Below are 13,942 nucleotides of genomic sequence, written 5' to 3'. Positions count from 1 at the left end.
AGCACGCCCAGGGCCCGCCGAGGGGGAGCAGCATTCCCCCGGCGGGCCCTCGCCCGTCAAGGCGCCAGAACCGCCCGGACATCGCGGCAGTGCGGCAGTGCGGTCAGTCCATCGTCACGACGGTCCGCAGCGCCTCGCCACTGCGCATCTGCGCGATCGCCTCGTTGACGTCCTTCAGCCCCACCCGGTGGGTGATCATGCCGCCGAGGTCGATCCGCCCGGCCCGCCAGAGGTCGACGACCAGCGCGACGGTGCGGCTCACCGTCGCGCCGCCGTAGAGCGAGGGGAGCAGGCGCTTCTCGTTGAAGAACAGCTCGCCCATGGTGAACTGCGCGAGGTCGTCCTGCGCACCCGCGCCGATGACGACCACGGCGCCGCCGCGGCGGGCCGCGTCGTAGCCGGCCCGGACGGTGGCCGCGCGGCCGACGGCCTCGAAGACGTAGTCGAAGCCGCCGCCGGGCAGCTTCTTGGCGACCGCCTTCAGCTCCTCGGGGGCGATGGCCTCGGTGGCCCCGAAGGCGAGGGCGCGTTCGCGGCGCGAGGCGATCGGGTCGACGACGGTGATCCGGCCCGCGCCGCAGACCCGGGCGCCCTGCACGGTGGCGACGCCGACGCCGCCCGCGCCGATCACCGCGACGGAGGCGCCCGGCTCGACCGCGGCCGTGTGCACCGCGGCGCCGACGCCCGTGGTCACTCCGCAGCCGATCAGCGCGGCGGCCTCGTACGGGAGGTCGGCGGGCACCTTGATGAGGGCGTCGGCGGAGACCACGACCTCGTCGGCGAAGGCTCCGGTGCCGTAGAAGCCGGAGGCGGTCAGGCCGCCCGCCTCGATCCGGAAGCCCGGGGCGCCGAGCCGGCGCAGGCTGGCGACGCACAGGTGGCCGCGGTCCCGCCGGCAGTGGTCGCAGTGGCCGCAGGGGGCCATCCAGCAGAGCACCACGCGGTCGCCGACGGCGAGGCCGGTGACGCCCTCGCCGACCTCCAGGACGTCTCCGGCGCCTTCGTGCCCGGGGACGAAGGGGGCGGGCTGCGGCAGGACGCCGCTCATCGCGGAGAGGTCGGAGTGGCAGAGACTCGCGGCGCGCATCCGGACGCGGACGGCGCCCTTCCCGAAGCCGATCGCGGTCACGTCATCGCGGACGTCGAGGGTGTCCTGGCCGGTCGTGTGCAGGACGGCTGCGCGCATGGGGCTGCTCCCGGGGGCATGGCGTGACGCGGGGTGGGTCCTCGGACGGGCCCGATTGTGACACCGGGGGGCGCGGCCCGACTAGAACGCGTTCCACAACAACCGGGCGGCAGAACTGTGGAAATTCGCTCCCCGTCCACACCCCGCCCACGCGATGATCACCGACGTGCCGATACCCACCCGGACCTCGTCCGACCGCCCCCGCCACGGCGAGCCCTGCCCCCGGTGCGGCGCGGCGCTGACCTCCGACCCGCGCTTCACCGCCTGGTGCCCCGGCTGTGACCGGAACCTGGTCCCCGGTCAGGACGACGCCCCGGCACCCACCCGGCGTGAGCGGGCCGCCGCCGCCCGCTCCGACCGGCTGTTCGAGGAGCAGTCCGAGGGCAGGCCCTCCCCCACCGCCCGGCGCGACTGGGTGCTGGCCTCCGTCGCGGCCGGTCTGATCCACCTCGTGACGCTCGCCCTGTGCTGCCTGGGGGTCTGGCTGCTCGTCACCGGCGGCGCCGTGCAGTGCGGCCTGGGTGCGGTCGTCCTGGTGATCGTCCTCGCCCTCCGGCCGCGACTGGGACGGCTGCCGCGCGGCTGGAACGTCCTCGACCGCACCCGGGCGCCGGTCCTGTACGGGCTGGCCGACCGGGTGGCCGCCGAGATCGGCGCCGCCCCCGCGCACGTCATCGTGATCACCGACGAGTTCAACGCCTCGTACGGGCTCGTCGGACTCCGCCGTCGGCCCGTCCTCACCCTCGGCCTGCCGCTCTGGGAGGCGTTGGACGATCGGCAGCGGATCGCCCTGCTCGGGCACGAGTTCGGCCACCACGTCAACGGCGACCACCGGCGCTCGCTCTGGCTGCACAGCGCGGTCTCGGCGCTCGCGGCCTGGTACGACATGGCGCGCGGAGGCCGGGGCCGCGGCTGGGGCACGTCGGTCGGATCGCAGGAGCCGGGCGGTCCGCGCTTCGATGGCACCCCGTTGCTGGTCAAGCTCGGGGCGATCATCGGCGCGGCCCTGCTCCGGGTCCTCGCCTGGCTGATGTACCAGGGCCTGTTGCTGTTCGACCGGCTCACGTTGCGCGCCGGCCAGCAGGCCGAATACCGGGCGGACGCCCTCGCCGTCCGGGTCGGCGGCAGCGAGGCGGCGCGCGGCATGCTGGCGGTGTTCATGCTCGTCGGTGCGGCGGCGACCGCCGTCGACCGGATCCGCGCCGAGGAGCGCAGGCGCCCCCGGACGGTGCGCCGCGGCCGGGGCCGGACCGCGGGGCAGCCCGAACCGCAGAAGCCGACCGCCCCGGAGCCGTCCGGAGGGCCGGAACTGCTCTGGGAGCGGATGCGGGAGCACCTCGCTTCCGTCCCCGCGACGGAACGGGAGCGTCTGCTCCGGCTGAGCGCCCGCGACCGGGCCGCCGTGGACTCCTCCCACCCACCGACCCACCTGCGGATCGCGCTGGTCCAGCGCGGCGGCCACCGTCCGGCCACCGTCGCCCTCTCCCCGGCCGAAGGCGAGGCGATCGCCGCCGAACTGGCACCGCACCGGGCCCGGATCGCCGCCGACCTGCTCGCGGGCTGAGCCGGGCCGGTACCCGGCAGCCCGGCCTGCCCGGCCGGACGGTCCCCACCGCCACCAGCAGGCCTACCGTCCAGTAGGGTCCGAGCACGTCCGTGAACGTACGTCCGTCGATGCCCGACCCCGAGGAGCACCACATGTCCGACCTGCTGCAGAGCGCCCGCCCGGCGCCCGAGGTGCTGGCGGCGTTCGAGGCGGCCACCGGCTTCATGCCGGTGGACGAGGGGCTGGCGCTGTACGCGGCGGCGGTGTCGGCGGCCCGCGGCACCGGCCTGCCGGTGCTGGAGATCGGCACCTACTGCGGCCGCTCGGCGATCCTGCTGGCGGCGGCGGCCCGGGAGGCCGGGACGGTCGCGCTGACCGTGGACCACCACCGCGGCTCGGAGGAGCAGCAGCCCGGCTGGGAGTACCACGACGCGAGCCTGGTCGACCCCGAGGTCGGCCTGATGGACACCCTGCCGCGGTTCCGCCGCGCCCTGCACGCCGCCGGGCTGGAGGAGCACGTGGTGGCGCTGGTCGGCCGCTCGCCGCGGATCGCCGCGCTGTGGGGGCGCCCGCTCGCCCTGGTGTTCATCGACGGCGGGCACACCGACGAGCACGCGACCGGCGACTACGAGGGCTGGGTGCCGCACCTGGCGCCGGAGGGCCTGCTGGTGGTCCACGACGTCTTCCCGGACCCGGCGGACGGCGGCCAGGCCCCGTACCGGGTGTACCTGCGGGCGCTCGCCGAGGGCTTCGAGGAGGTCGCGGTGACCGGCTCGCTGCGCGTCCTGCGCCGCTCCGCCCGCTGACCCACCCACGGGCGCATCGCGTGGATCCGATGAGCTCCCCGCCCGGCTCCACCGAGCCGCCGCACCGCCCCGCACCGATGCCCTAACGTCGTGCCGGGGCTGTCGTGCTGGGGTTCGACCGGTACGGTGGCCGCCAGCACCAGGCAGAGCATCGGCGGACGGTGGGGGCCAGCAGCGACATGACGGACCAGCAGAACACCGCTCCGGCGGTCTGGGATCCCACGGCGCGCGGCGGCGCCGGCGGCTGGGTGCGCGGCCCGCAGCCCCCGACCGGCGCCGAACCCGCCCCCGAGGCGCCCGCCGCCCCCGCAGCGCCCCGCCCCGGCCCGGTCGCCCCGCCGCCCGGGCCCGGCGCCGTCGGCGACCAGGGCCCGCCGCTGGGCGCCCGCCCGTACCTGGCCACCGCGCCCGGCTACGACCCGCCGACCGCCCCGATCCCCCGCGCCACCGCCCCGCAGCCGCCGGCCGCCTCCCCCTTCCCCTCTTCCCCGCCCGCCGCCGGGCAGCCCCCGGCCGCGCCGTACCCGGCCCCGCACCAGGCGCCGCAGGGCTACGGCTACCCCCAGCCCCCCGCCGCTCCGCCACAGCCCCCGTACGGCGCCCCGCCGCAATCCCCGTACGGCGCCCCACCGCAGCCCCCGTACGGCGCCCAGCCCGACTACCCGAGCGCCTACCCGACCGCCCACGAGGGCGACGACGGGGGCGACGACGGGGACGACGCCGGCCGCCCGGCGAACCGCAAGACCCCGCTGCTGATCGGCTTCGCGGTGCTGCTGGTGCTGGCGATCGGCGGCGGCCTGCTGTTCGCGGCCAGGAGCGGCGACAAGGGCGGCCAGGCCGCGCCGCCCGCGACCGCACCCACCACCGGTACGGGCAATCCGCCGCCCGCTCCGGCGCCCGCCGGCACGGACGCCGCCCCGAGCGGCGCCGCGAGCGCCCCCGCCTCGCCCGCCGGCACGCCGTCCCCGACCGCGACCGGCGCCGGGCCCAACGCCCAGGCCCAGGCCCAGGCGCTGGACGGCCTGCTCACCGAGGGCGAGAACGCGAAGGCCCCGATCGGCAGCGCCGTCGCCAAGGTGACCAGTTGTCCGGCGAAGGCCGACATCGAGAGCGCGGCCCAGGTCTTCGACAACGGTGCCAACCAGCGGACCGCGCTGCTGGCCAAGCTCGCCAACGTGAGCGTCACGGACGTGCCGGGCGGCGCGGACGCGCTGAACTCGCTGAAATCCGCCTGGCAGTTGTCCGCCGAGATCGACAAGGCGTACGCGAGCTGGGCGCGCGCCGTCGCCGCCCAGGGCTGCTCCGGCAAGGCCCCGACCAGCCAGGACAAGAAGCACGCGGACGAGCTCAACCCGCAGGCCACGCAGGCGAAGACGGACTTCATGAACAAGTGGAACCCGATCGCGAACAGCTACGGCCTCACCCCGCGCACCCAGGACAGGATCTGATCCACCCGTGACCGGCACCGACCCCCGCACCCGCCGTTCCACCCCGCTGCGCGTCACCACGGTGGTGGCGGCGGTCGTTCCGCTCTGTACGGCGGGCTGGTTCGGCTGGCGGGCCCTCGACCACTCCGATCCGGCGGGCGCCGCGGTCGCCGTCTCGGCTGCCGCCACGGCGCAGGCCGCCGTCACCCCGGCGGTCACCGCCGACCCCGCCACGGCGCCCGCCGCACCGCCGCCCCCCTCCGACGCTCCGACCGCCTCTCCGAACGCCGCTCCGACCGCCACTCCGACCGCCACTCCGACCGCCACTCCGAACGCCACCCCGAACTCCGCCGGGGCGAACGGCCTGGCCGGCCGCACCGTCCTCCTCGACCCCGGCCACAACCCCGGCAACTCCGCGCACACCACCGAGATCAACCGCCAGGTCGACATCGGCAACGCCCGCAAGGAGTGCGACACCACCGGGACGGAGACCAACGCCGGCTACACCGAGGCCGAGTACACCTTGGACGTCTCCCGCCGGGCCCGCGCCATCCTGGCCGCCCGGGGCGCCACGGTGGTGCTGGTGCAGGACGGCGACCGCCCCTGGGGCCCGTGCATCGACGAGCGCGCCAAGGCCGGTGCCGACGCGCACGCCGACGCCGCGGTCTCGGTGCACGGCGACGGCGGCCCGGCGAGTGGCAGCGGGTTCCACGTGATCATGCCGGCCAAGGTGGTGGCCGGTAAGGCGGACAACTCCGCGATCGTCGAACCCTCGCACCGGCTCGGTCTGCTGCTGCGCGACCAGTTCCGCACCGCGACCGGCGAGCCGTACGCCGACTACGTCGCGAACCAGGGCCTGGACACCCGTTCCGACCTGGGCGGCCTCAACCTGTCCACCGTCCCCAAGGTGTTCATCGAGTGCGGTAACATGCGCAACTCGACGGACGCGAAGCGGATGACGGACCCTCAGTGGCGCCAGCAAGCGGCCCAGGGGATCGCCGACGCGCTGACCGCTTTCCTGACGACGCAATAGCGGATTCGAAGGCCCAGTACGGAAGTTGGACCGCACACCCCGGCGGACGGCCCTGCGCCCGGCCCGCGCGGTTTGCAACGACTTCGCCCCGTTCCCGGTCCCGCCGTGCACCGGCAGGACGGTTGGGCCTAGGCTTCTGGTCCGTTCGGGAGTTTCGACCGGTCAGCCCGACCGCACGAAGCACCGTCCACGACACGTCAACGAGGGGAACGTTAGTGAATCTGCGCGCTCTCACCAGGGGAGACGCCGCCGTCGCAGGCGCGGCCGTCCTGCTCTTCATCGCCTCCTTCCTGCCTTACTGGACCGTGAGCTGCGCCGGCCGGTACTGCGGGCCCAACGCCTCGCAGAACGCGTGGAGCACCGAGCTGTTCCCCATCCTGCCCTCGATCTACCTGCTGGGCATCGCCGCGGCGGTGCTGATCCTGGTGCAGCGCTTCCAGGGCCAGGCGGCGGCCAGCCGCCAGGTGCTCGGCCTGCGGCTGGACCAGTGGGGCATCGCCTTCGCCGTCGCGGCGCTGTGGACCTCGGTGTGGTCGCTGGGCGGCGGTCCGTCCGGCGGCAGCATCAGCCACGGCTTCGGCGCCTGGCTGGGCTTCATCGCGCTGATCGTGCTCGCGGGCGCGGCCGCCGCGAGCCCGCTGGTGCCCGCGCTGAAGGCCCCACTGGTCTCCGACCGCCCGGCCGCCCCGTACCAGGGCGGCTACCCCGTCCCGGGACAGCCCGGCCACCCGGGTGCGCCCGGTCAGCCCGGCCAGTACGGCTACCCGGCGCCGGGCCACGACCCGGCGTTCGGCGCCCAGCCCGGCTACGGCTACCCGGCCCCCGGCCAGCCGCAGCCCGGTCAGCCGGTCCACCCCGGTCAGCCGCAGGACGCCGGTGCGCCGGCCCCGCAGCCGGCCCCGGCCGCGCAGCAGCCGGCCGCCCCGGCGGCGGACTTCCAGCCGTTCTGGTTCGCCGTCCCGGCCCCGCGCCAGCTGGCTCCGAAGGACAACCCGGCCGGCGCCCCGGTCGGCGAGGTCGTGCCCGGTACCTGGTACCTGGCCGTCGAGCAGCGCGGTGCCGCGCTGGTCGCGCAGCTGCCGGACGGCACCCAGGGCGTGCTGTCCGACACCGCGGGCCTGCAGCGCGGCTGACGCCGCGGGCACACGCGGAAGGGCGGGACCGGTCTTCTCCGGTCCCGCCCTTCCGCGTCAGCCGTTGCGCGCAGTCGCTCCGCGCGGCCGCTCCGAGCGCAGCCGCTGCGCTCAGCAGCAGTCCTGGACCACCAGCCCGGCGGGCAGGTGGTCCCCGCCGAAGACCGCGACCGTCGCCGGGTCACCGCCGAGGGCGGCCACCGCGAGCAGCAGCGCCCCGGCCGTCCAGGTGGTGCGCTCCTGCGGCCAGATCGCGTCGTCCTCGAAGACGTACCCGGTCCAGTACGAGCCGTCCTCGTGCCGCAGGTGCTTCTGGATCCAGCGCAGGATGTCCACCGCGCGGTCGGACTGCCCGATCGCCCAGAGCGCGAGGGCCAGTTCGGCGCTCTCGCCGCCGGTCACCCAGGGGCGGTCGCTGACGCAGCGCACGCCGAGGCCGGGGACGACGAAGCGCTCCCAGTCCCGCTCGATCCGGGCCACCGCCGCGTCGCCGCGCAGGCCGGTGCCGAGCACCGGGTAGTACCAGTCCATCGAGTAGCGGCCCTTGTCCAGGAACCGCTCGGGGTGGTGGGCGATGGCGTGCCGCAGCCGGCCGGCCGCGAGCTCCCAGTCGGGCTGCGGCTCCTCCAGGTAGTCGGCGATGGCCAGGCCGCAGCGCAGCGCGTGCAGGATGCTGGACGAGCCGGTGAGCAGTGCCTCGCCGGTGGCGGCGCCGTCGTCGTCGACCCGCCAGGCGATCGGGCCGCCGGGCAGCCGCAGGGCGGTGACGAAGTCCAGGGCGCGCCGGACGACCGGCCAGATCCACTCCAGGAAGGCGTCGTCGCCGGAGCTGAGGTGGTGGTGCCAGATCCCGACCGCCACGTAGGCGCAGAAGTTGCTCTCCTTGGCCCGGTCGGTGACCACGCCGTCGGTGTAGGCGGCGTACCAGGAGCCGTCCGGGTTCTGGTTGGCGGCGAGCCAGCGGTAGGCGGCCTCGGCGGCGGCGTGCTCGCCGGCCGTGTCGAGGGCCATCGCGGCCTCGGTGTGGTCCCACGGGTCCAGGTGGTGGCCGGCGAACCACGGCAGGGCGCCGTCGGGGCGCTGCTCGGCGAGGATGCTGCGGACGGTGTCTGCGGCCTGCTCGGCGTCGAGCACCCCGTCGAGCAGCAGCGAGTCCGGGACGGCGGCGGTCATGCCGTCGCCCGCTGCGGCTTGGCGGCGTACGCGACGAAGCTCTTGCCGATGACCGGGTTGAGCGCCCGCTCGGCGGCCTTGGTGAGGGTGCTGACCACCGGGGTGCCGACGATGTCCCAGACCAGCAGCTGGTGGTAGGCCTTGACCGGCAGCGCCTTGTCGTTGTTCACGCCGACCGCGCACTTGATCCACCAGTACGGCGAGTGCAGCGCGTGCGCGTGGTGGGTGCCGTAGGGCTGCAGGCCCGCGTCCTTGAGCTTGCCGAGCAGTTCGTCGCCCCGGTAGATGCGGATGTGGCCGCCCTCGACCTCGTGGTACTCGTCGGACAGCGCCCAGCAGATCTTCTCGGGCAGCCAGCGCGGCACGGTGACGGCGAGCAGGCCGCCCGGCTTGAGGACGCGGAACATCTCGGCGAGCACGCCCTTGTCGTCGGGGATGTGCTCCATCACCTCGGAGATGATGATCTTGTCGAAGTACTCGTCCTCGAACGGCAGGGCCAGCGCGTTGCCCTGCATCGCGACCGCCGACGCGCCCTCGGGGGCCTCACCGGCCTGCTCCATCGCCGCGAACCACTTCGTGACCTCGGCGATCTCCTCGGCGTTCTGGTCGAGGGCGATCACGTTGGCGCCGCGGCGGTAGCACTCGAACGCGTGCCGGCCCCCGCCGCAGCCCAGGTCGAGCACCCGGTCGCCGGCGGCGAGCGGAAAGCGCGAGAAATCGACGGTCAGCACTGCGGGACTCCCATTCCTATTGCTACCAAGCGTTCTTGACGCTTCGTCACACCTCGTCGGGCTTCGATCGGGCCTGGTCGGGCTTCGTCGGCCTGGTCGGGCTTCGTCGGCCTTCGGTGACCTTCGGTGGAATTCGGCGAGCTTCGCCGGACCACGCGTGCGTCGCGTCGGGCGACGGCTCCGCGTCGGCACACCCGGCCCGGGCCGCTAGGCCACGTACCGCCAGCCGGGCCCCGAGCGGGCCCGGGCGCCGACGCCGGTGGCGATCGCCGCGCGGTACGCGTCGGCGGTCAGCTCGGCGGCCCGCTCCCAGGTGAACCGGGCCAGCACCCGTTCCCGGCCGGCCGCGCCGAGCCTGGCGCGCAGCTCCGGGTCGTCCAGCAGCCGGCCGAGCGCGGCGGCCAGCGTGTCCGCCTCCCCGGGCGGCACCGCCAGGCAGGTCTGCCCGTCCGGCCCGGCCACCTCGGGGATCGCCCCGCCGGTGGTGGCGACCAGCGGGGTGCCGGTGGCCATCGCCTCGGCGGCGGGCAGCGAGAAGCCCTCGTACAGCGACGGGACGCAGGCCACCTCGGCCGAGCGGTAGAGGTCGACCAGCTCCTGGTCGGTCAGACCGCTGCGGAACTCGATGTGCTCCGCCAGCCCGAAGCGGCGCACCGCCTCGGCCACCGGCCCGTCCTCCTTCTGCGGCTTGCCGACCACCACCAGGTGGGCGTCCCGCTCGGTGCGGACCTTGGCGAGCGCCTCGACCAGGAAGACCAGGCCCTTCAGCGGGACGTCCGCGCTGGACGTGGTGACGATCCGGCCGGGCACCCGGCCGACCGCGTCCGAGGGCGACCACAGCCGGGTGTCGGCGCCGATCGGCACCACCGAGATGGCGCCGGGCGCGGCGCCGAGGTGCTCGGCGATCTCGCGCTGCGAGGTGCCGGAGACGGTGATCACGTGGTCCAGCCGGGCGGCGACCCGGCGCTGCATCCGGGTGAAGGCGTACCAGCGGCGCAGCGAGAGCCGCTTGAGCCGGGTGGCGGCCGCGTCCAGCTCCAACTGCCGGTCCACGGTGACCGGGTGGTGGATCGTGGTGACCAGCGGGAAGCCGTGCCGGTGCAGGCCCAGCAGGCCGTAGCCGAGGGTCTGGTTGTCGTGCACCACGTCGTAGCGGCCCTTGTGCGCGGCCAGGTACTGCCGGGCGCGCAGCGAGAAGGTCAGCGGCTCGGGGAAGCCGCCGGTGCGCATGGTCGCGAACTCCAGCACGTCGACCGGGCCGCGGAACTCACCGCGGGCGGGCGTGCGGAACGGGTCGTCCGCGCGGTAGAGGTCCAGGCTGGGCAGCTCGACCAGGCGCACCGAGCCGGGGCCGTCGACCGCGTCCAGCACGGGGAACGGCTGGGCCCCGATCACGTCCACGTGGTGGCCGAGCCTGGCCAGCTCGCGGGAGAGGTGCCGTACGTACACGCCCTGACCGCCACAGAAGGGATCCCCGCGGTACGACAGCAGGGCAATCCGCAGCGGCTGCGCGGTCATCCTGGGCCCTCTTCTCTAGCTGCTGTTCGTGCTGCCGGCCGGTGCTGCCGGTCGCTAAAGTAGATCAGGTTTCAGTGGCCCTGGAACTCGTCATCGACCACGTGAACAATGAGAGACCTCGAAGATACCGGCCCGTAGCTTTTCCTCAGGTGCCAGGGCTGGTGATTCCCGCCACGCCGACCTGCCCACCAGCTGACCTGCCCACCAGCTGACCTGCCGAACAGCTGACGTGCCGAACAGCTGACCTGTGGAGTACGCCGCCACTCTCGCCCCGCCCGGGAGCACCCTTGCCGCCGTTGCCACCCTCATCGCCGCCGCCGTTGCCGCCGTTGCCCTCGTCCCCGTTGCCCTCGTCGCCGGCGGCCGAGCCCGTGCGCCCGGAGCCCGTCGTGCTCCGGACCGCCGAGCTGCCGCTGACCGCACGCCAGGCCGAGCGCCGGCGGCGGATCCTGCGGGCGGCCACCGCGCTGGCGTCGCGGGGCGGGTACGAGGCGGTGCAGATGCGGGAGGTCGCGGAGAGCGCGCAGGTCGCGCTCGGCACCCTGTACCGGTACTTCCCGTCCAAGGTGCACCTGCTGGTCGCGGTGATGCTGGAGCAGTTGCGGGGCCTGCACGAGCACATCCGCCGGCACCCGCCGACCGACGCGGAGCCGGCCCTGCGGGTCGCCGACACGCTCACCCGCGCGTTCCACGCGCTGCAGCGCGAGCCGCTGCTGGCCGAGGCGATGGTCCGGGCGCTGTCCTTCGCGGACCGCTCGGTCGGCACCGAGGTGGACGAGGTCAGCGCGGCCACCGGGCAGCTCATCCTGGACGCCATCGGCCAGTCGGGCCCGCCCAGCGAGAGCCAGCGCGCGGCCGTGCGGGTGATCGAGCACACCTGGCACTCGGCGCTCGTCGCCTGGCTCTCCGGGCGCGCCTCGATCGCCGAGGTCCGGGCCGACCTGCACACCGCGGCCCGGCTGCTCACGCTGCCGTGAGGCCCCGGCCCGGCCGCTCGATCCGCCGCGCGGGCGCGCCCCGACTGGAACCTGTTCCCGCCGCGGCCCGCCGCCGGGTTCGGTCCGGCGGATAGAGTCGACGGGCAGCTCGACTCCATCCCGCTCCTCCCCCGGGGGAAGCCGGTGCGAATCCGGTGCGAATCCGGCGCTGACCCCGCAACCGTGAGCCCGGTGCCACCCCGGCCGCCCGGCGACCGCCCCGGCGGCCGACCCGGACATGTACCGGCCCGGCACCGTCGAGGACCACGGAACGGCGGCCCCGCCCGGGCCACCACCGCTCACCGAAAGGCACAACCGCACCATGCTGACCGCCGCCCGCCTGGGCGCCGCCGCCCTGTCCGCCGCGCTGCTCGCCGGCGTCGCCGCCGGACCGGCCCTGGCCGACAGTCCCGCGCCCACCCCGGCCGCCGTCCCCGACGGCCTGTACGGCAAGAGCGACCCGACGTACGACGGCGTGTGGCGGCAGGCACTGGCCCTCACCGCGCTGACGGCCGCCAAGGTCACCCCGGCCGACTCGGCGGTGGACTGGCTCGCCGGCCAGCAGTGCGAGGACGGCGGCTGGCCCTCCTACCGGGCGGCCGGCACGGCCTGCGACGCCAAGACCGAGGACAGCAACGCCACCGCCGTCGCCATCCAGGCCCTGGTCGCCCTCGGCGGGCACCAGCCCGCCGTCGACCGGGGCGTCGCCTGGCTCCGGGCCAACCAGAACACCGACGGCAGCTGGGCCTACAACCCGGGCAGCCCGGGCGACGCCAACTCCACCGGGCTCGCCGTCAACGCGCTGTTCGCCGCCAGGACCGACCCGGCGAGCGTCGCCAAGGCGGGGAACGGCGGGGCCACTGCCGGTGCTGCTGCCGGTGCCGGTGCCAGTGCCACTGCTGCTGCCGGTGCTGGTGCCGGGAAGAACGCGTTCGACGGGCTCGCCCGCTTCCAGCTCGGCTGCACCGCCCCCGCCGACCAGCGCGGCGCCTTCGCCTACCAGCCGGACGCCGGCACCGGCGCCCTCACCCCCAACGCCCTGGCCAGTGCCCAGGCCGCGCTCGCCGCGGCGGGCGGCCACCTGCCGGTCGCCACCTCGGTCCGCGCCGACGCGGAACCCAAGGCCCTCGTCTGCTCCGACGGCTCCGCCCCCGCCACCATCCCGCACGCCGAGTCAGGCGAGGCCGTCGGCGCCTACCTCACCGCCCAACTCGCGGCGGGCGGCGAGCACCTCACCCTCACCACCCCGGGCGCCGCCCCGAGCCCCGACTACACCGCGACGGCCTGGGCCGCCCTCGCCCTCATCCAGAGCGGCCACCCCGACCAGGCCTCCGGCGCCGTCGACTGGCTCGACCAGCACCAGGACGCCTGGACCAAGAACGGCACCGACGCCGGCGCCACCGCCACCCTCCTCCTGGTCTCCCAGGCGGACCACCGCCCCGCCCCCGACCTCACCGGCAAGCTCACCGCCCTCGGCCCCGCCCCCAAGGCCACCGCCGCCGCCTCGGACGGGGCCACCCCGGCGAGGAAGAAGACCGACGGCATCGGCCAGTACTGGGTCATCGGCATCGGCCTGCTCATCGGCGTCGGCGGCGGGCTCCTCCTCAGCCTCCAGCGCAAGCGCAACCCGAACCTGTGACGCTCCCGACCCGCCACCCGCGCGCCGCCCGGGTGCGCAGCCGTCGCACCGCCCGGGTGCGCAGCCGAGTCGCCGCCATGCTCCTGCCGCTGGTCGGGGCGCTGCTGGTGTTCGCCGGTGCTGCGCCTGCCGAAGCGGCGGGGTACCGGTACTGGTCGTTCTGGCGCGGCGCCGAGGACGGGGGCTGGGCGTACCAGCAGCAGGGGCCGGCCATCGCGGTCCCGCCGGACGGCGCCGTGGACGGGTGGCGGTTCGCGACGAGTCCGGACGGCGGGCAGGACGCCGCGAAGCCGCGCACGGCCGGGAGCTTCGCAGCCGTCTGCGCGGACACGCCCGCGCAGGACGGGCACAAGCGGGTGGCCGTCGTGCTGGACTTCGGGACCGCCGCGGACACCGGATCGACCGCCGGGCCCACCGCCGGGTCGTCTGCCGAACCAGCCGCCGCCTCGGTGCCGCAGCCGCGGACGGCGTGCGCCAGCGTCGCGCCGCGCGCCACCTCCGCCGAGGTGCTGGCCGCCGTCGCCCCGCCGCTGCGGTACGACACCAACGGGCTGCTGTGCGCCATCGCCGGGTACCCCAAGGCGGGCTGCGCCGACCAGGTCGGCGCGGCGGGCGCCGCCGCTGCGGGCAGCGGCAGCACGGCCGCCGACCACGGCGGTGGCCCCGACGTCGGCCTGATCGCCGGGGGCGCGCTGGTCGCCGTCCTCGCCGGGGGCGCCGTCTGGCAGGCCCGCCGCCGCCGTCCCTCCTGACCCCACCCCCTCCAGGAAAGT

12 protein-coding genes are annotated in these 13,942 nt (G+C 75.5%); 8 read left to right on the top strand and 4 right to left on the bottom strand.

The window, feature by feature from the left end:
• Positions 1–103: 103 nt before the first annotated feature.
• Positions 104–1,186, bottom strand: a complete 1,083-nt coding sequence (locus AC0B61_RS11185) for an alcohol dehydrogenase catalytic domain-containing protein (protein WP_471740359.1) — start codon at positions 1,184–1,186, stop codon at positions 104–106.
• A gap of 166 nt (positions 1,187–1,352) precedes the next feature.
• On the opposite strand from AC0B61_RS11185, the gene AC0B61_RS11180 reads away from it, so the two are divergent.
• From AC0B61_RS11180 to AC0B61_RS11160, 5 genes are all read left to right on the top strand, one after another.
• Entirely contained in the window at positions 1,353–2,750 is a 1,398-nt protein-coding gene (locus AC0B61_RS11180; protein WP_471740358.1) for a M48 family metalloprotease, read from the top strand.
• A gap of 134 nt (positions 2,751–2,884) precedes the next feature.
• Positions 2,885–3,538 carry a class I SAM-dependent methyltransferase gene (locus AC0B61_RS11175; protein ID WP_471740357.1) on the top strand — a complete coding sequence of 218 codons (654 nt, stop codon included), beginning with the start codon at positions 2,885–2,887 and terminating at the stop codon, positions 3,536–3,538.
• A gap of 179 nt (positions 3,539–3,717) precedes the next feature.
• Complete coding sequence (locus tag AC0B61_RS11170) at positions 3,718–4,986, top strand: hypothetical protein (protein ID WP_471740356.1); 1,269 nt, start codon at positions 3,718–3,720, stop codon at positions 4,984–4,986.
• Positions 4,987–4,993: 7 nt separating this feature from the next.
• Positions 4,994–5,998: an N-acetylmuramoyl-L-alanine amidase gene (locus AC0B61_RS11165; protein WP_471740355.1), complete on the top strand. Its 1,005-nt coding sequence runs from the start codon at positions 4,994–4,996 to the stop codon at positions 5,996–5,998.
• Positions 5,999–6,213: 215 nt separating this feature from the next.
• Positions 6,214–7,131, top strand: coding sequence for a hypothetical protein (locus tag AC0B61_RS11160; protein WP_471740354.1), 918 nt, complete (start codon positions 6,214–6,216; stop codon positions 7,129–7,131).
• Positions 7,132–7,242: 111 nt separating this feature from the next.
• Here the strand turns inward: AC0B61_RS11160 and AC0B61_RS11155 are convergent, their stop codons facing one another.
• The 3 genes from AC0B61_RS11155 to AC0B61_RS11145 form a co-directional block, all read right to left on the bottom strand.
• Complete coding sequence (locus AC0B61_RS11155) at positions 7,243–8,304, bottom strand: prenyltransferase/squalene oxidase repeat-containing protein (protein ID WP_471740353.1); 1,062 nt, start codon at positions 8,302–8,304, stop codon at positions 7,243–7,245.
• Positions 8,301–9,035: a class I SAM-dependent methyltransferase gene (locus AC0B61_RS11150; protein WP_471740352.1), complete on the bottom strand. Its 735-nt coding sequence runs from the start codon at positions 9,033–9,035 to the stop codon at positions 8,301–8,303. Before AC0B61_RS11150 ends, AC0B61_RS11155 begins: the two co-directional genes overlap by 4 nt.
• A 207-nt stretch (positions 9,036–9,242) precedes the next feature.
• Positions 9,243–10,553 carry a glycosyltransferase family 4 protein gene (locus tag AC0B61_RS11145; protein WP_471740351.1) on the bottom strand — a complete coding sequence of 437 codons (1,311 nt, stop codon included), beginning with the start codon at positions 10,551–10,553 and terminating at the stop codon, positions 9,243–9,245.
• 389 nt (positions 10,554–10,942) lie between these two features.
• Here AC0B61_RS11145 and AC0B61_RS11140 point away from each other — a divergent pair, with 389 nt between their 5' ends.
• The 3 genes from AC0B61_RS11140 (at position 10,943) to AC0B61_RS11130 (ending at position 13,921) form a co-directional block, all read left to right on the top strand.
• Positions 10,943–11,530, top strand: a complete 588-nt coding sequence (locus AC0B61_RS11140; RefSeq protein ID WP_471740350.1) for a TetR family transcriptional regulator — start codon at positions 10,943–10,945, stop codon at positions 11,528–11,530.
• Positions 11,531–11,852: 322 nt separating this feature from the next.
• Positions 11,853–13,169 (top strand): prenyltransferase/squalene oxidase repeat-containing protein, encoded by a 1,317-nt coding sequence (locus AC0B61_RS11135; protein ID WP_471740349.1) that lies wholly within the window; start codon positions 11,853–11,855, stop codon positions 13,167–13,169.
• A 77-nt stretch (positions 13,170–13,246) separates the two neighbouring features.
• The gene (locus tag AC0B61_RS11130; RefSeq protein ID WP_471740425.1) at positions 13,247–13,921 is read left to right on the top strand and encodes an SCO2322 family protein; all 675 of its coding nucleotides are present in this window, start codon (positions 13,247–13,249) and stop codon (positions 13,919–13,921) included.
• The last annotated feature ends 21 nt before the right edge of the window (positions 13,922–13,942 follow it).

Source organism: Kitasatospora sp. NPDC023385 (assembly GCF_055664045.1).
The sequence above is the reverse complement of the archived record's forward strand: the minus strand, read 5'-3'. Positions and strand labels throughout refer to the sequence as shown.

Coding starts and splice junctions, on each gene's coding strand:
- AC0B61_RS11185 (WP_471740359.1), bottom strand. CDS start 1,186: ATGCGCGCAGCCGTCCTGCACACGACCGGCCAGGACACCCTCGACGTC.
- AC0B61_RS11175 (WP_471740357.1), top strand. CDS start 2,885: ATGTCCGACCTGCTGCAGAGCGCCCGCCCGGCGCCCGAGGTGCTGGCG.
- AC0B61_RS11170 (WP_471740356.1), top strand. CDS start 3,718: ATGACGGACCAGCAGAACACCGCTCCGGCGGTCTGGGATCCCACGGCG.
- AC0B61_RS11155 (WP_471740353.1), bottom strand. CDS start 8,304: ATGACCGCCGCCGTCCCGGACTCGCTGCTGCTCGACGGGGTGCTCGAC.
- AC0B61_RS11145 (WP_471740351.1), bottom strand. CDS start 10,553: ATGACCGCGCAGCCGCTGCGGATTGCCCTGCTGTCGTACCGCGGGGAT.
- AC0B61_RS11135 (WP_471740349.1), top strand. CDS start 11,853: ATGCTGACCGCCGCCCGCCTGGGCGCCGCCGCCCTGTCCGCCGCGCTG.
- AC0B61_RS11130 (WP_471740425.1), top strand. CDS start 13,247: ATGCTCCTGCCGCTGGTCGGGGCGCTGCTGGTGTTCGCCGGTGCTGCG.